Source organism: Streptomyces sp. NPDC000941 (genome assembly GCF_053599555.1).
Genome location: NZ_JBSFMM010000245.1, coordinates 1 through 16,219, shown reverse-complemented (window position 1 = coordinate 16,219; position 16,219 = coordinate 1). Strand labels below are relative to the sequence as shown.

13 protein-coding genes are annotated in these 16,219 nt (G+C 71.2%); 9 read left to right on the top strand and 4 right to left on the bottom strand.

Features of this window, described 5'->3' with window-relative positions; genetic code table 11:
• Positions 1–246 precede the first annotated feature (246 nt).
• The 5 genes from ACWDSL_RS45250 (at position 247) to qcrB (ending at position 6,992) form a co-directional block, all read left to right on the top strand.
• On the top strand, positions 247–1,584 hold the full coding sequence (locus tag ACWDSL_RS45250) for an ABC transporter substrate-binding protein (RefSeq protein ID WP_450494525.1): 1,338 nt from the start codon (positions 247–249) through the stop codon (positions 1,582–1,584).
• Positions 1,585–1,591: 7 nt separating this feature from the next.
• Positions 1,592–2,617, top strand: a complete 1,026-nt coding sequence (locus ACWDSL_RS45245) for a carbohydrate ABC transporter permease (protein ID WP_450494523.1) — start codon at positions 1,592–1,594, stop codon at positions 2,615–2,617.
• Positions 2,618–2,635: 18 nt separating this feature from the next.
• Positions 2,636–3,571 carry a carbohydrate ABC transporter permease gene (locus ACWDSL_RS45240; protein WP_450494522.1) on the top strand — a complete coding sequence of 312 codons (936 nt, stop codon included), beginning with the start codon at positions 2,636–2,638 and terminating at the stop codon, positions 3,569–3,571.
• A 168-nt stretch (positions 3,572–3,739) separates the two neighbouring features.
• On the top strand, positions 3,740–5,143 hold the full coding sequence (locus tag ACWDSL_RS45235) for a GH1 family beta-glucosidase (protein WP_089506957.1): 1,404 nt from the start codon (positions 3,740–3,742) through the stop codon (positions 5,141–5,143).
• A gap of 160 nt (positions 5,144–5,303) precedes the next feature.
• The gene (gene qcrB / locus ACWDSL_RS45230) at positions 5,304–6,992 is read left to right on the top strand and encodes a cytochrome bc1 complex cytochrome b subunit (RefSeq protein WP_450494520.1); all 1,689 of its coding nucleotides are present in this window, start codon (positions 5,304–5,306) and stop codon (positions 6,990–6,992) included.
• On the opposite strand, the gene ACWDSL_RS45225 is transcribed toward qcrB, so the two are convergent.
• From ACWDSL_RS45225 to ACWDSL_RS45215, 3 genes are read right to left on the bottom strand one after another with little or no spacing between them, the layout of a single operon-like run.
• Entirely contained in the window at positions 6,986–8,269 is a 1,284-nt protein-coding gene (locus tag ACWDSL_RS45225; protein ID WP_450494518.1) for a MalY/PatB family protein, read from the bottom strand. The genes qcrB and ACWDSL_RS45225 overlap by 7 nt on opposite strands.
• A gap of 46 nt (positions 8,270–8,315) precedes the next feature.
• Positions 8,316–9,212, bottom strand: coding sequence for a spermidine synthase (locus ACWDSL_RS45220; RefSeq protein WP_450494517.1), 897 nt, complete (start codon positions 9,210–9,212; stop codon positions 8,316–8,318).
• Positions 9,213–9,241: 29 nt separating this feature from the next.
• Positions 9,242–9,679 carry a hypothetical protein gene (locus ACWDSL_RS45215; RefSeq protein ID WP_450494515.1) on the bottom strand — a complete coding sequence of 146 codons (438 nt, stop codon included), beginning with the start codon at positions 9,677–9,679 and terminating at the stop codon, positions 9,242–9,244.
• A 207-nt stretch (positions 9,680–9,886) separates the two neighbouring features.
• On the opposite strand from ACWDSL_RS45215, the gene ACWDSL_RS45210 reads away from it, so the two are divergent.
• On the top strand, positions 9,887–11,242 hold the full coding sequence (locus tag ACWDSL_RS45210; RefSeq protein WP_450494514.1) for a hypothetical protein: 1,356 nt from the start codon (positions 9,887–9,889) through the stop codon (positions 11,240–11,242).
• Positions 11,243–11,397: 155 nt separating this feature from the next.
• Here ACWDSL_RS45210 and ACWDSL_RS45205 read toward each other — a convergent pair whose 3' ends face one another.
• On the bottom strand, positions 11,398–11,991 hold the full coding sequence (locus ACWDSL_RS45205; RefSeq protein WP_450494512.1) for a histidine phosphatase family protein: 594 nt from the start codon (positions 11,989–11,991) through the stop codon (positions 11,398–11,400).
• Positions 11,992–12,301: 310 nt separating this feature from the next.
• Between ACWDSL_RS45205 and ACWDSL_RS45200 the strand changes: the two genes are divergently transcribed.
• From ACWDSL_RS45200 to ACWDSL_RS45190, 3 genes are read left to right on the top strand one after another with little or no spacing between them, the layout of a single operon-like run.
• Positions 12,302–13,330: a phosphatase PAP2 family protein gene (locus ACWDSL_RS45200; protein ID WP_450494511.1), complete on the top strand. Its 1,029-nt coding sequence runs from the start codon at positions 12,302–12,304 to the stop codon at positions 13,328–13,330.
• A complete protein-coding gene (locus ACWDSL_RS45195) occupies positions 13,311–14,561 on the top strand; it encodes a hypothetical protein (protein WP_450494527.1) in 1,251 nt (416 codons plus the stop codon). Before ACWDSL_RS45200 ends, ACWDSL_RS45195 begins: the two co-directional genes overlap by 20 nt.
• A complete protein-coding gene (locus ACWDSL_RS45190) occupies positions 14,552–16,168 on the top strand; it encodes a hypothetical protein (protein ID WP_450494509.1) in 1,617 nt (538 codons plus the stop codon). Before ACWDSL_RS45195 ends, ACWDSL_RS45190 begins: the two co-directional genes overlap by 10 nt.
• Positions 16,169–16,219 lie beyond the last annotated feature (51 nt).

The following is a 16,219-nucleotide window of genomic DNA, read 5'->3' as shown; positions in this document are numbered from 1 at the left end:
AACAGGGATCGGCGTCGCGACGCGTCCCGATCCCTGTCGCCCCCCAGGTCGAAAAGTTTCCGCATGCTCCCTTGACACCCCAGCGGGGAGCCGCAACCCTTCAACACATCAACCTGGGAGCGCTCCCACAGTACCTGAGCCATACATAACCCGCACGTTGCCCGCCCGCGCCGATGCACCACAAACCCCCATGCAATGCCACCTTTTGGCCGGGACCGGTACGTCAGGGCGTCAAGGAGGACGCGAATGTTCAGAAGTTCTGGTACGTACCGACGGCGGGCGGTGACCCTCGCGGCCGTGGCGGCGCTGGGCGCCGGGCTGCTCGCGGGCTGCGCCGACGACAGCGACGACGAGAGCGGCTCGTCCGGTGGCGGCAAGGGCGGCAACAAGGGCGGGACGACCATCACGGTCGGCACCTTCGGCGTATTCGGCTACAAGCAGGCCGGGCTTTATGACGAGTACATGAAGCTTCACCCCGATATCAACATCGAGGAAACGTCGATCGAGCGGAACGAGAACTACTATCCGCAGCTGCTGACCCATCTGGGCGCGGGCAGCGGTCTGGCCGATATCCAGGCCATCGAGATCGCCAATATCACGGAGATCACCACCACCCAGGCCGACAAGTTCGTCGACCTCTCCAAGGCGCCCGGGGTCAAGAAGGAGAACTGGCTCGACTGGAAGTGGGCCCAGGGCACCACCAAGGACGGCAAGACGATCGGCCTGGGCACCGACATCGGCCCGATGGCCGTCTGCTACCGCAAGGACCTCTTCCAGCAGGCCGGGCTGCCCACCGACCGCACCGAGGTCGCCAAGCTATGGGCGGGCGACTGGAACAAGTACATCGAGACCGGCAAGCGGTATATGAAGAAGGCGCCGGGCGACACCACCTTCGTGGACTCCGCCGGCGGTGTCTACAACGCGGTGATCTCCAGCAGCGCCAAGCGCTACTACGACGAGAGCGGCAAGGTCATCTACAAGGACAGCCCCGCCGTGAAGGAGGCCTGGGACCTCGCGACCACCGCGTCACAGGACAAGCTGACCGCCAAGCTCCAGCAGTTCCAGAAGTCCTGGGACCAGGCCTTCTCGAACGGCAAGTTCGCCACCGTCTCCTGCCCGCCGTGGATGCTCGGCCACATCAAGGAGAAGGCCGGGGACAAGGCCAAGGACCAGTGGGACGTGGCCGCGGCTCCCAAGCCCGGCAACTGGGGCGGTTCCTTCATCGGGGTGCCGACGGCGTCCAAGCACCAGGAAGAGGCGATGAAGCTCGCCGCCTGGCTGACCGCGCCCGAGCAGCAGGCCAAGGTCTTCGAGAAGCAGGCCAGCTGGCCGAGCTCCCAGGCCGCGTACAGCCTGCCGGCGGTGGCCGACGCCAAGCACCCCTACTTCGGCAACGCGCCCACCGGCAAGATCTTCGCCGAGGCCGCGAAGGGCATCCCGACCCAGGTCCTCGGTCCGAAGGACCAGATCATCGGGTCGAACATCGCCGACATCGGGCTGCTCCAGGTGGACCAGCAGGGCAAGTCCCCCAAGGACGCCTGGAAGGCCGCCACCAAGACGATCGACAACGCACTGGACCAGTGAGCCCGGGATGACACCCCCTTCCGGTTTCACTGCTGGTACGGCCGCGCCCCCCACAGGGCAGGGGGGCGCGGCCCCGCGCGCCGTGGCCGTCAAGGCCCCCGATCCGGGCGAGGAGCGGCGGCGCGCCCGGCGCAGCCGCCGCTACCGCTGGGACATCAAGTACTCCCCGTACGCCTTCGTCGCCCCGTTCTTCCTCTTCTTCGCGGCCTTCGGGCTCTTCCCGCTGCTCTACACGGGCTGGGCCTCGCTGCACCGGGTGGAGCTGACCGACCCCACCCATATGGAGTGGGCGGGGTGGCACAACTACTCCCGGCTGTGGGACGACGAATTCTTCTGGAACGCGCTGCAGAACACCTTCACCATCGGGGTGATCTCGACCGTTCCGCAGCTGCTGATGGCGCTGGGCCTCGCCCATCTGCTGAACTACAAGCTGCGCGGCTCGATGTTCTTCCGGGTGGCGATCCTCACCCCGTACGCCACCTCGGTGGCCGCCGCGACGCTGGTGTTCGTGCTGCTCTTCGGGCGCGACTACGGCATGATCAACTGGGCGCTCGGGCTGGTCGGGATCGACAACATCGACTGGCAGAACGGCACCTGGACCTCGCAGCTCGCGGTGTCCACCATCGTCATCTGGCGGTGGACCGGCTACAACGCGCTGATCTATCTGGCCGCCATGCAGGCCGTGCCCAGCGATCTGTACGAGTCGGCGGCGCTGGACGGCGCCTCGCGCTGGCAGCAGTTCATCAACGTCACCATCCCCTCGCTGCGGCCCACGATCCTCTTCACGGTCGTGGTGTCGACGATCGGGGCCACCCAGCTCTTCGGTGAGCCGCTGCTGTTCAACGGCGGCGCCGGGGCCTCCGGAGGGCCCGATCACCAGTACCAGACGCTCGGCCTGTACCTGTACGAGCAGGGCTGGGTGAACCTCCACCTCGGCCGGGCCTCCGCGATCGCCTGGACGATGTTCCTGATCCTGCTGCTGATCGCCGCCGCCAACGCGATCGTGGCCCGTCGGCTGCGCAAGAGCCAGTGAGTTGCCCGAGGGAGAACCATGAGCGCTGTTATCTCTTCCGGTAGGGCCGCCAAGGCCACCGAGGGCGGGGGGAGCCCGGACAGGAAGGCCAGAAAGGCGAGAAGAGGGGACAAGGGGGCCAAGGGCGCCGGCCGGCAGCTGCACGGTGGCAAGATCACCTATGCCGTGCTGATCCTGTTCACCATCGGCTCGCTCTTCCCGCTGGTGTGGACGGCCATCGCCGCCTCCCGCACCAGTACCCGGCTCGCCGAGACACCACCGCCCTTCTGGTTCGGCGGCAATCTCTTCAAGAACCTTGACGCGGCGTGGAACGACGTCAACATGGGCTCCGCGCTGCTCAACACCACCATGGTGGCCGGGACCATCGCGGCGGGCACCGTGCTGTTCTCGACCATCGCCGGCTTCGCGTTCGCCAAGCTGCGCTTCCGGTTCAAGAATCTGCTGCTGATGCTGACCATCGGGACGATGATGGTCCCGCCCCAGCTGAGCGTGGTCCCGCTGTACATGGCCATCGCCAAGCTGGAGTGGACCGACCAGTTGCAGGCGGTCATTCTGCCCACGCTGGTCAGCGCCTTCGGGGTGTTCTTCATGCGGCAGTATCTGACCCAGGCGCTGCCGACCGAGCTGATCGAGGCCGCGCGGGTGGACGGCGCCAGCAGTCTGCGGATCATCTGGCACATCGTCTTCCCGGTGGCGCGTCCGGCCATGGCCGTACTGGGTATGCTCACCTTCGTCCAGGCGTGGAACGACTTCTTCTGGCCCATCATCGCTCTCACCCAAGCCGGCAACCCGACCGTGCAGGTGGCCCTGACGGGCCTCGGCCGCGGCTATACCGTCGACCAGTCGCTGATCATGGCTGGGGCGCTGCTCGGTACCCTGCCGCTGCTGATCGCCTTCGTCCTCTTCGGCAAGCAGATCGTCGGAGGCATCATGCAGGGCGCGGTCAAGGGCTGACGGCCCGCAAAGCGCCCTGCCCCACCAGACCCGGCGCGCCGGTCACGACCTGGCCGGCGCGCCGTGACCCACCCGTAAACCCGTACCGTCTCACCGCTCACCGAGATCCCCCCACCAAGATCCCTCTCCCTTCCGCCCCGCACCACAACATCGAATGGGAGCGCTTCCATGACGCTGACCTTCCCGCCCGGCTTCCTGTGGGGTTCGGCCGCCGCCTCCTACCAGGTCGAGGGCGCCGCACAGGAGGACGGCCGCACCCCGTCCATCTGGGACACCTTCAGCCATACGCCCGGCAAGACGCTCGGCGGCGACACCGGTGACATCGCCATCGACCAGTACCACCGCTTCCGTGACGACGTCCGCCTGATGTCCGATCTCGGCATGGGCGCGTACCGCTTCTCGGTCTCCTGGTCCCGCGTCCAGCCCACCGGCCGCGGGCCCGCCGTACAGCGCGGGCTCGACTTCTACCGCTCGCTGGTCGACGAGCTGCTGGCGGCCGGGATCCAGCCGGCGCTGACCCTCTACCACTGGGATCTGCCCCAGGAGCTGGAGAACACCGGCGGCTGGCCGGAGCGCGAGACCGCCGAGCGGTTCGCCGAGTACGCCGGGATCGTGGCCGAGGCGCTGGGCGACCGCGTCGAGTTCTGGATCACCCTCAACGAGCCGTGGTGCAGCGCGTTCCTCGGGTATGGCTCCGGGGTGCACGCCCCGGGCCGCACCGAACGGCTCGCCCCGCTGCGCGCCGCCCACCACCTCAACCTCGCCCACGGCCTCGGCGCCCAGGCGCTGCGCGCCGCGCTGCCCGCCCGCGCCCAGATCGCCATCAGCCTCAACCCGGCGGTGGTCAGGCCGCTCACCCAGCAGCCCCAGGACCTGGACGCGCAGCGGCGCATCGACGCGCTCGCCAACCGGGTCTTCTCGGGCCCGCTGCTGCGCGGCGCCTACCCGAGTGATCTGATCGCGGACACCGCCGCCATCACCGACTGGTCCTTCGTACGGGACGGCGACCTCGCCGCCATCAAGCACCCCCTCGACGCACTGGGCATCAACTACTACACGCCCTCCCTGGTGTCGGCCGCCACCAGCGACGGGCCCGCCACCCGCAACGACGGCCATGGCGCCAGTGAGCACTCCCCCTGGCCGGGTTCGGAGCGGGTGGCCTTCCACCAGACGCCGGGCGAGCGCACCGAGATGGGCTGGACGGTCGACCCGACCGGGCTGCACGAGCTGCTGATGCGCTACACCCGCGAGGCGCCGGGCGTACCGCTGTACATCACCGAGAACGGCGCCGCCTACGACGACAAGCCGGACGCGGACGGCGTGGTCCACGACCCGGAGCGGATCGACTATCTGCGCGCCCATCTGGCCGCCGCCCACCGCGCCATCGCGGACGGCGCCGATCTGCGCGGCTACTTCCTGTGGTCGCTGATGGACAACTTCGAGTGGGCGTACGGCTACAGCAAGCGGTTCGGCGCGGTCTACGTCGACTACCCGACCCAGACCCGCGTGCCCAAGGCCAGCGCCCACTGGTACGGGCAGGTGGCCCGTACGGGTGAGGTAGCGGACGTGTAGGCGCCAGGGACCCGGTCGCGCCCGGCGACCGGGTCGAGCCCGTACCGGCATACGGGCGTGCCTTTCCTCCGTACGGCCTACGCGGGCCCGCCGCGCATGGTCGCCGAGCGGAATGTGCTGGTAAATCTGGCATATCCAGACTCGGTGACGAGGGTGAGGCATGAGAGCAGAACCGGGGCGCCGACCGACCGCACACGAAGCCGGACCCGGCCGGACCCGGGAACGGGCCGGCAAGAGGGTCGGCAAGGGGGAAGCTCTCGCCGACTGGTTCGACGGGCGAATCGGCCTCTTCAAGATGGGCAAGGCCCAGCTGAGAAAGGTCTTCCCGGACCACTGGTCCTATCTGATCGGCGAAGTCGCCCTCTACTCCTTTCTCATCATCATTCTGACCGGCGTCTACCTCACCATGTTCTTCGTACCGAGCATGGGTGAGGTCGTCTATCGCGGCTCATACACGCCCATGGACGGCATCCGCATGTCCCAGGCGTTCGCGTCCACCCTGGACATCAGCTTCGATGTACGCGGCGGACTGCTCATGCGGCAGATCCACCACTGGGCGGCGATCATCTTCGTGGCGAGCATGCTCGTCCATATGATGCGCACGTTCTTCAACGGCGTCTTCCGCAAACCGCGCGAAATCAACTGGCTCTCCGGCGCCGGCCTGCTGATCCTCGGCATGTTCGACGGATTCATGGGCTACTCCCTGCCCGACGATCTGCTCTCGGGTACGGGCATGCGCTTTTTGGAGGGTGCGGTGCTGTCGGTGCCGATCGTCGGCACCTATCTGACGATGTTCATTTTCGGCGGACAGTTCCCCGGCGACATCATCATTCCGCGGCTGTTCACCGTCCACATCCTGCTGATCCCCGGCATCATGCTCGGACTGCTCGCGGTCCATATGATCCTGCTCGTCTACCACAAGCACACCCACAACATCGGACCGGGCAGAAGGGACACGAATATCGTCGGGCCGCCCCTGTGGCCCATCTATGTCGCCAAGTCCGGCGGTTTCTTCTTTCTCGTCTTCGGCGTCCTCGTCATCATGTCGGCCATCGCCCAGGTCAATCCGGTCTGGCTCTTCGGCCCCTACCGCCCCGACCAGGTGTCCACCGACGCCCAGCCAGACTGGTACATGGGGTTCTCCGAGGGCCTGATCCGTGTGATGCCGGGCTGGGAGATCAATCTGTGGGGCCACACCCTGGTCCTCGGGGTGTTCATCCCCCTGGTGATCTTTCCGATGGTGCTGCTGGCCATCTGGCTCTATCCGTTCATCGAGGCGTGGATCACCGGCGACAAGCGCGAGCACCACCTCAACGAACTCCCCCGCAACGCCCCGAGCCGCACCGCCTTCGGGGCCGCCTGGATCGGGCTGTACGTGGTCCTGCTGGTCGAGGGCGGCAACGACCTTTTCGCCACACACTTCGACCTGTCGCTGAACGCCGTCACCTGGGGCAACCGGATCGCCTTCTTCGTGGTGCCGGTGATCGTCTTCATCGTGACCAAGCGGTGGTGCATCGGCCTTCAGCGGCGGGACCGGGAGATGGTGCTGCACGGCCGCGAGTCCGGCATCATCAAGCGCCTCTCACACGGCGAGTACGTCGAGATCCACGAGCCGCTGACCCAGGCCGAGCGGTACACCCTGGTCGCCCACGACCAGCCCGTCCCCATCGAAGCGCCCGCGGAGGTCGACGAGGCCGGGGTCCCCCGGAAGGTCTCCCGGCGGGAGAAGCTGCGCGCCAGGCTGTCCCGCAGCTACTTCGGCCCGCGCGGGCAGATCCCCAAGGCGACGGTGGAGGAGTACCGGGAACACCACCACGAGGAGCCCGAGGAGCGCGAACCGGCTCACTGACCCGAGGGCCCGCCGCGCCGGCGCACCGCGCTTCCCATTCTGGTCAGCGCCTCGCGCAGGATGTCCGGTGAGGTCGCGAAGTTGAGCCGTACGCACCCCGCGCCGCCGGAGCCGAACACATGACCTGAGCTGAGGGCGACTCGGGCCTCGTCCAGGAACATCTTCGCGGGTCCGGCCATATCGCTCACCACGCCGGGGCCGTCGGCCCGCTGATCGCCGTGCAGTCCAAGACCGGTGCAGTCCAGCCAGGCGAGGTAGGTGGCCTGGGGCGGGTGATACCGCACCTCGGGGAGGTGTTCTTCGACGAGCTGTCCCAGCAGGCTCCGGTTGGCGTCGAGCCCGAGCAGCAGTTCGTCGAGCCAGTCCCCGCCGTCGCGGAAGGCCGTGGTGTGGGCGATGATCCCCAGATGGCTGGGGCCGTGACCGACCTCTTCGGGCATACGCCGTAGGTCGTCGGCCGCCTCGGCGCCCGCGATGGCCACGGCGGCCTTGAGCCCGGCGAGGTTCCATGCCTTGGAGGCGGAGGTCAGCGCGAAGGCGTTCTCGGATCCTGGGACGCTGAGAAACGGGGTGAAGGTCGCTCCGGGCAGCACCACAGGCGCGTGGATCTCATCGGACACCACCCTCACCCCGTGCTCCCGGGCGAGCCGCGCGACCGCCTCCAGCTCCTCGCGGGTGTGGACGACACCGGTCGGGTTGTGCGGGTTGCTCATGAGGAACGCGGCGCGGCGGCCGTGGCTCCGCGCCCGTACGAACGCCTCTTCCAGGGCGCCGAGGTCGATCCGCAGATCCGGACCGAGCCGCGCCTCGACGACATGCCTGGTGTCGTGGGAGACGAACGCGTAGAAGGGCGGGTACACCGGCGAACACACGACGACGGCGTCCCCGGGGTCGGTTATCAGCCGGAGCACTTCGACGATGCCCAGCATGACGTCCGGCACGATCGCGGTGTGCTCGATCCGCAGTCCGTCCCACTGCCACCGCTCGCGGGCGAACTCCGCCAGAGCCTCGGCGTAGGCGGTCCCGTACGGGTAGCCGGTGTCGCCCGCGTCGATCGCGGTGTGCAGCGCTTCGGCGACGGGCGGAGCCAGCGGCACATCCATTTCCGCCACCCACAGCGGAAGCACGTCCTCGGGGTGCGCCCGCCACTTCATGCTGGTGCGCTTGCGCAGCTGCTCCAGAGACAGCCGCGCCAGGGGGTCGGTCCGAGTGTTCTGCCTCGTGTTCTGCGACGTGTCCCGCGACGCCTGAGAATCCGCACGCTTCATGCGATCCATCACACCACGCTCCCCCGCCCGGGCAGCAGGTGGTGAACCGGGCTGGTCAGCCGAAGACCTCCGGGGGCGGCGCCGGGGAGGGCGCGGCGGTCGCGTCGGTGACCGGGGCCGCGCCGCCGGTGAAGTCCGCGAGCGCGCGGCCGTGTTCGGTCCGCGCCGGGTGGGGGTCCCCGGCGGCGCGGCGGGTCAGCTCGGCGAGGGGCAGCTCGCGGTCGGCGGCCAGCAGCACGGCGTTGCCGAAGCGGCGGCCGCGCAGCACGGCGGGGTCGGCGGTCAGCGACAGCTGCGCGAACGCCGCGCGCGCGGTGGCGACCTGGGCGCGCAGATGGGCGAGCGGTGGGCCGTCCGCGACATTGGCGGCGTACAGCCCGTCGGGGCGCAGCACCCGGCGCACCTCGGCCAGGAACTCCACGCTGGTCAGATGGGCCGGGGTGCGTGCCCCGCCGAAGACATCGGCGATGATCAGGTCGGCCCAGCCGTCGGGCACCTTGCCAAGCCCCGCCCGCGCGTCCGCACCGCGCACCCGGATCCGGTCGGCGGGGTTCAGCGGCAGTTCGCGCCGTACGAACTGGACGAGCGGCGCGTCGACCTCGACCACCTGCTGGGTGGAGCGGGGCCGGGTCGCCGCGATATAGCGGGCGAGCGTGAAGGCGCCGCCGCCGAGGTGGACGGCGTGGACCGGGCGGCCGGGCGGGGCGGCGAGATCGGCGATATGGCCGAGCCGGCGCTGGTACTCGAAGTCCAGATACGACGGGTCGTCGAGGTCCACATGCGACTGCGGCTTGCCGTCCACCAGCAGGGTCCAGGCGCGCGGCCGGTCCCGGTCGGGCACCAGCTCGGCGAGCCCGCCGTCCACCGGCGCGGCGACCGGCTCCAGGGCACGCCCCCGCGCCGGCCCCCGCTCCCGCGTGGCCGCCGCCCGCTTCCGTACGCCCTTCGCCATGCGCTCCAGTATGCGATGGGCGGTACGGGTCACTGGCAGCGGTCGACGGCCTCGATCAGGCGGGCGGCCTCCCCGAGTGCGGCGCGCAGTTCGGCGGGGTCGGTCACTCCGGTGTACGTATCGCCCGGCGGCACCAGCCAGCCGGTGCCGGTCAGCGGCGGCGACACCGTACCGCCGCCACCCGCCTCGTCGCCGTCCCCGGCGGCGCCGCCCGTGCTCAGCCTGACCCCGCACCCAGGCGTCTGTGCGCATTCGCTGCCCGGCAGGTCCCAGCCCGCCGCGGTGCCGGCGGGCACCACGAAACCGAGCGTGTCACCGGCGTTGTCATGCAGTACGGGGCCGACGCCGTCACGTACGCGACGCAGGATGTCCACCGCCTCCAGCCCTTGACGGGCGGGCACGGTCACGAGGTCACAGTCCTGACACGGGAGATGCTGAGCAGCCGTCCGCGAGCCACTGATGTCCACTCCGGCCTCCCTTTCGACGGGTTGCAAAGAGCTCAACGCATGACAGTGTCAACGGCTACGGCCGAATGCCGCCATAAAGGATGGCACTTCATGGCAAATCGCGGGCGATTTGCTGGCTTTCGCCCCTATCGTCCGAGTGTCGGGCGCGCCCCAGCCGGTACGGTTCTCCTCTCGCCCACACGGGAGCACCGTCAGGGAGGGGCCGCCATGACGCCGCCTCCAGCGTCTTCGCCGCCACAGTCTTCGTTACCGCGGCCGAACACCGCCTTCCGGCGGCTGCGCGGACAGCTTTCCCCGTCCGAGTTCGCGGCGGCCGTACGAAGAGCCGCGCGGGAGATCGGCGAGCAGGTCTCATGTGACGCCCGCTACATCGGCCGCGTCGAATCCGGGGCGATCCGCTGCCCCAACTACGCGTATGAGCGCGTCTTCCGTCATATGTTTCCCGGCCGCACGCTGACGGACCTGGGCTTCTCACCGCGCGAGGCGGTACGCGGCCGCCGGCCCTGGCCCGCCGCACAGACGATCCCCGCGGCGCGCCCCGCGGCAAGCCCCGCACCGGCCCCCGCCGAGAACGGCGACCCGCTGCGCCGCTCCTTGCTGTTCCAGGAGCCGGTCGGCGGGCCCGGCGGCCGGATCGGCGAGCCGGAGGCCGCGGCCGTCGAGGAGGCCGTCCGCCGGATCCGGCTGCTGGACGACCGGCACGGCGCGGACAGCATCTACCCGCACACCGCCCAGCCGCTGAACGCCGCGTACGCCCTGCTCGACGCGGGCGCGCGGCGCCGCTCGATCGCCGACCGGCTGTACGCGGGCGCCGGGGAACTGGCCATCTCGGTGGGCTGGCTGGCCCATGACTCGGGCCGCTTGGCCGACGCCCGCGCGCATTACGCGGAGGCCCTGGCCACCGCCCGCGTCACCGGCGATCCGGCTCTGGAGGCACACGCCTTCTGCAACGCCGCCTTCCTCGCCCGCGACGCGGGCCGCCCTCGCGAGGCCGTACGCGCCGCCCAGGCGGCGCAGCGGGCCGCGGGCCGCCTCGCCTCGCCGCGGCTGCTGTCGCTGATCGCGCTGCGCGAGGCGGGCGGCTGGGCCTGGCTCACCGACCGGTCCGGCTGCGAACGCGCCCTGCTGCGCGCCCAGGCGCTCTTCAGCCGCGGCCCGTCCGACGCCGACCCCGAGTGGATGACCTTCTACGGAGAGGCCGAGTTGGAGGGTCTGGAGGCGCAGTGCTGGTCGGCCCTCGGCGACTGGGGCCGGGCCGTCGAGCACGCCCGCCGCGCGGTCGCCCTGCAGAACCCGCACTTCACCCGCAACATCGCGCTGTTCACCACGGAGCTGGCCAGCGATCTGCTCGCGGACGGCGCCCCGGACGCGGCGGCCGTCGCGGCGGGCCGCGCCCTGGAGCTGATGGACCAGGTCAAGTCCGCCCGCATCCGGCAGATGCTCGACGAAACCGCCCGCGTGCTGCTCCCGCACGGCCGCAACCCGGTGGTGGCCGACTTCCTTGCCCGCTACGAGCCGAAGGGGCGCGACCCTGTCGAAAGGGAGAGCGCGCGCAGGCCCTGAGGAACGAAGGGCCGAGGCTGCGATCGATATGCGGCTACCGCCGCGTGGTCGACCGTCGACAGGGGCTCAGGCGCCCCGGCGGGGGCACCTCCCAGCGGTAGCTGGGGGAGAGCCGAAGGGGGAGGCGCAAAGCTCCTGAGCGTGCAAGCCGCCCGTCAGCCCAAGTGACCCGTGTCGTTCCAGCGCTCGATGGCCGGTTCGCCGTACGCCCAGCCCAGGACGGACAGGGAGGTGGGCTCCAGGCGGATCCGGGCCGCGAAGGAGACGTCGAGGCCCAGCCAGCGCGCGCCCAGCGTGCGCAGGATGTGGCCGTGCGCGAAGACCAGCACGTCGCGGTCGGCCGAGCGGGCCCACTCCACCACCGCGTCCGCCCGCGCCGCGATCTCAGCGAGCGTCTCGCCCTCCGGGACGCCGTCGCGCCATATCAGCCAGCCGGGCCGGATCGCCTGGATCTCGGCGGGGGTCATCCCCTCGTACGCGCCGTAGTCCCACTCCAGCAGCGCGTCCCAGTCCCGCGCCCGGTCGCCGAACCCCGCCAGCTCGCAGGTCTCCTTGGCCCGGACCAGCGGGCTGGTGCGCACCTCGACGCCCGGCAGGCCCGCCCACGGCCCGTGGTGCAGCCGCTCGCCGAGCAGCTTGGCACCGCGCCGGCCCTCCTCCAGGAGCGGGATGTCGGTGCGGCCGGTGTGCTTCCCGGACAGCGACCACTCCGTCTGTCCGTGCCGGGCCAGGAGGATGCGTGGTGCCATGGGGGATTTGCCTTTCACCGGATCAGGGGGGCGGGTTCGGGGGCGTGCGCCTCATCGGGGCGGCAGCGCCGTACCGTCCCATCATCGCTCACCCGTTCCGGACGCAACCCCGGGGGCGATCTCGGCGTCTTCCTGATCGCGCACCCGTCCGCGGGGGGAAGTCGGGCAGGGGGATGTCAGGGCATTCCAGCAGCGACGACCCGCGTTTTCCGGACGCATCTCGGGGGCGGTGCGCGAGTCGCTTGGCCTACACCGTACGGTTGACCGCGCGCCATTTCTTGGCCGCCTGATCTTTTTGGAGAGCGTCCGGATGCCCCAGACCGCGCCCCGCGCCGGAACATGGCAGGGCAGTAGGCCACGTTGGTGGACCGAACTGCCCCTGATAGCTGTGGTGTACGCGGCGTACTCGGCCGGTCGGCTGCTGGCCCGGGGCGACGTGACCACCGCCGTCGACCACGGCCTGGGCATACTCCATCTCGAACAGCGGCTGAACATCGACTTCGAGACCCCGCTCAACAACATATTCACGTCCCACAAGCTGATCGGGATACCCGCCGACTTCGCGTACGCCTCGCTGCACTACGTGGTCACCCCCGTGATCCTGGCCTGGATGTGGAAGCGCCGCCGGGCCGCCGACTACCGGCTGCTGCGCACCTGGCTGCTGGTCTCCACGCTCATCGGGCTGATCGGCTTCACGCTGATGCCGACCTGTCCGCCGCGGCTGCTGGACGCGGGTCACGGCTTCGTCGACACCATGGCGCAGTACAGCTCGTACGGCTGGTGGGGCGGCGAGGCGAGCGCGCCGCGCGGGCTCGGCGGGCTCACCAACCAGTACGCGGCCATGCCCAGCCTCCATGTGGGGTGGGCGCTGTGGTGCGGCGTGGTGCTGTGGCGGCACGGGCGCTCGGCGTGGATCAAGGCACTGGGGGTCGCCTATCCGCTGGGCATCGCCCTCGTAGTGATGGGCACCGCGAACCACTACTTCCTCGACGCGGTCGCCGGGGCGGCCGTCATGGGGCTCGGGCTGCTGCTGGCCAAGCCCGCGCTGCGGCTCGCCGCCCGGATCCGGGCCCGCCTGAGCCCGGTCACCGACGAGGCCGCCGGAACCGCTGCTCCTGCCGTGAATGGCGCTTCAAACCTCAATGTCGCCGCGAATGTCGGTGACAAGTGCGAGACTTCGGCGCGTGAACGGGAACGGATCCCTCGACAGCAGGGCAGGGACGCGGACAGAAGCACGGGCGGCGAGCGCGGCGGTAGGGAGGCCGGCGCGGCGGTCCGAAGCGGCAGCGGCGGCAAGACCGCCGCAGCCGGGGACGGCGCTGCGGCAGCGGCTCGCTGAGCTGCGCGGCCCGACCACCACCCCGCACCCTCTGGACGCCCGCGCGCTGGCCGCGCTAGCCGCCAATCCCGGCTGCCGCCGCCGCGCGCTGCTGGACGGTGCGGGGGTCGACAAGCTAGCGCTCGCCGAGGCGCTGGGGTCGCCGGGATCCTTCGGGCAGTCCCAGTTCGCCCACCAGCGGGGCAATACATTCGAGGCCCGGACCAAGGCGGACGGCGGCGAGGCGCTGATGCGGCTGCTGTACGAGCGGCTGCGCGACGGTTCGCCCGAGCCCGAGCCGGGCAACACCGCGGTCCCCGATCTGACCGCGTTCGGCCCGCAGGGCCGCACGGCGCGTACGGCGCTGGCCCTGCGGGAGGCCACGGAGGCGGGGGGCTGGGCGCTGCTCGACCACCCCATGGTGAGCCTGGACATCGCCGGCTCCCCCGCCTTCCTGGAGCCGGACGCGGTCGTGGTGCACCCCGACGGCTCGTGGACGGTCGTCGAGATCAAGTCCTTCCCGATGGTGGACGGCTCGGCGGACCCGGCCAAGGTGGGTGCGGCGGCCCGGCAGGCCGCGGTGTACGCGCTGGCGCTGGAGCGGGTGGCGGCCATGATCACCGATGCCCCTGATGCCCCCGATACCCCCGATGCTCCTGAGGCCGCGGGGACCCCGGTGCACGCCCGGGTGCGCCATGAGGTGCTGCTGGTGTGCCCCAAGGACTTCTCCAACCTCCCCACCGCGGAACTCGTCGATGTGCGCAAGCAGCTGGCCGTCACCCGGCGGCAGCTGACCCGCCTCACCCGGATCGAGGAGATCGCCGCCGCGCTCCCCGAAGACCTCACCTTCGATCTGCGGCTCTCGGACGACGGCCGCACCGTGACCCGGCCGGTCGACGAGCTGATGGCCGCCGTGGAGGTGGTGGACGCCGCCTACGCCCCGGAGTGCCTGTCCGCGTGCGAGCTGGCCGTGCACTGCCGGGCGCGGTGCCGGGCGGCGGGCGGCGTCGAGTCGCTGGGCCGGGGCGTACGGGGCGAGCTGGGCGGGCTGACGACCGTCGAGGCGGTGCTCGCGGCCGCCCTGGGCGAGGCCGAGGCCGACGGCGAGGGCGTCCGCGGCACCGACAGCCCGGCCCCGACCACCGGTGACCCCGCCGTCGACGCCCTGCGCCGCGCGGCCGCCCTGCGCGCCGAGGCGCTCCTCGCCGCGTCGGGACCCGTCGAGAAGGCAGCGGAGGCGGTGTGTCGCTGATCACGAGCCTGGCCCGGATGGAAGCCGTCCGGGACGGGCGGGCGCGGCCCGTCGCGACGGTCCGCCATCGCCATCTGTCCGACCGGCCGCTGGTCTTTGTGCCGCTGACCACCGCGGGCGAGGCCGGCGCCCCGCTGGGCGCGCTGGTGGGGACCGAGCGGGACGCGCCGCGGCTGCTGGCCGTGGCGCAGCCGCGCGACCGGGATCTGCGGTTCGCGTTCCTCGCCGAGCTGGCGGAGGTGGTGCTGCCGTACCTGGACTCGTACGCGGACGAGGTCGACCTGGAGGAGCGCAAGGAGACCGACCCGGAGACCGGGAAGAAGGTGCCGGTCCAGGTCGAGCTGTGCGCGGACGCCCCGCAGCTGGTGGTGCCCAGCGGCGCGGGGGTGGAGTTCGTACGGCTGCTGGGCCGCTCGATGCGGTTTCGGCGGACGGCCGAACAGGACCCGGAGACGCCGTTTCCCGCGCCCGCGCGGGTGCCGCTGCTCGGGCGGTGGCTGACGCACTACGGGGAGCGGTCCCGGGTGCCCGGTTCGTGTCTGCTGCCGGCGATGACGGACCTGCTGACCCGTCACTGGGCGACCGGGCAGTCCAATCTGGAGGACCAGCATCTGGGCGCGCTGCTGGCCTGGATCGACCCGCCGGAGGGGGAGCCAGGAGACCGGGCGGCGCTGCGGGCCGAGTCGGAGCGGGACGCGGCCGGACAGCTGCTGTGCCCGCCCGCGGGCCCGGCCACCGACCCGGCCTTCGACAACAAACTGCTGGCCCCCGCGATGGCCCGGTACGACGCGGCGCGCATGGCGGCCGCCGGGGCCGTGGACGGGGCCCGCGCGGAGCGGCACCACGCCGAGCTGCACCGCGCCGAGGCCGAGATCCGCGAGCTGATCGCCACCCAGATGCGGCCCACCTGGGACGCGGTGTGGCGGGGTCTCGACCTGCTGCGCGCGCTCCCGGAAGGGGCGCGGGTGACCGAGCGGTGGAAGCGGGACCGCTGGTCGTACACCGGCCACCGGGACCGGGTGCGCGCCGGGGAGCCGCCGCAGCCCAAGCTGGACGACGCGGTGACCGCCGCGCAGAAACTGGCCGCGCGCGAGACCGCGCAGGCGCAGCTGGAGGCGCAGGAGGCGCTGGACGACCCGCTGGTGATGGCGGGGCGGCGGCTGGCCGGGGAGGCGTTCGCCGGTGAGGTCGCCGAGGTGGTCATGGCCTGGTCGGAGGCGAAGGTCCCGCGTCCGCGCCCGCTGGTCACGGTCCGCACCGGGGACCGCCCGCATCTGGGCGAGGGCGTGAAGCTGTACCGGGTGCTGGCCGACGGCAGGACGCAGACCGGGGAGTTCGCGGGCCACGCCGAGCCCACCGACCCTGATGAGGGCGATGCGGGCGCGCTGGTCGTGCGGCTGACCGGCGGCATGGGGCGGGGCAAGACCCCCGAGCAGGGGTCGGTGCCGGAGCCGGGCGACCGGGTGTGCTGGACCCTGTTCGAGCACGCCCCGCGCGGCGGCCCCGAGCTGCCCGACCCGGAGGCCACGCCCTGGACCCACGGCGGCCCGCCCGACGCGGGCGCCGCGCAGGCCCCCGACCCGGTGACCGAGGAGGACTTCCTGTGACCGCCCCGAACCCGGCCACAGAGGGCGCGCCCGGCGGAGCCTCCGCCGGGC

What these genes read in the sequence shown, in the direction of transcription:
- ACWDSL_RS45250 (WP_450494525.1), top strand. Translation starts at nt 247, where the DNA reads ATGTTCAGAAGTTCTGGTACGTACCGACGGCGGGCGGTGACCCTCGCG.
- ACWDSL_RS45245 (WP_450494523.1), top strand. Translation starts at nt 1,592, where the DNA reads ATGACACCCCCTTCCGGTTTCACTGCTGGTACGGCCGCGCCCCCCACA.
- ACWDSL_RS45240 (WP_450494522.1), top strand. Translation starts at nt 2,636, where the DNA reads ATGAGCGCTGTTATCTCTTCCGGTAGGGCCGCCAAGGCCACCGAGGGC.
- ACWDSL_RS45235 (WP_089506957.1), top strand. Translation starts at nt 3,740, where the DNA reads ATGACGCTGACCTTCCCGCCCGGCTTCCTGTGGGGTTCGGCCGCCGCC.
- qcrB (WP_450494520.1), top strand. Translation starts at nt 5,304, where the DNA reads ATGAGAGCAGAACCGGGGCGCCGACCGACCGCACACGAAGCCGGACCC.
- ACWDSL_RS45225 (WP_450494518.1), bottom strand. Translation starts at nt 8,269, where the DNA reads ATGGATCGCATGAAGCGTGCGGATTCTCAGGCGTCGCGGGACACGTCG.
- ACWDSL_RS45220 (WP_450494517.1), bottom strand. Translation starts at nt 9,212, where the DNA reads ATGGCGAAGGGCGTACGGAAGCGGGCGGCGGCCACGCGGGAGCGGGGG.
- ACWDSL_RS45210 (WP_450494514.1), top strand. Translation starts at nt 9,887, where the DNA reads ATGACGCCGCCTCCAGCGTCTTCGCCGCCACAGTCTTCGTTACCGCGG.
- ACWDSL_RS45205 (WP_450494512.1), bottom strand. Translation starts at nt 11,991, where the DNA reads ATGGCACCACGCATCCTCCTGGCCCGGCACGGACAGACGGAGTGGTCG.
- ACWDSL_RS45200 (WP_450494511.1), top strand. Translation starts at nt 12,302, where the DNA reads ATGCCCCAGACCGCGCCCCGCGCCGGAACATGGCAGGGCAGTAGGCCA.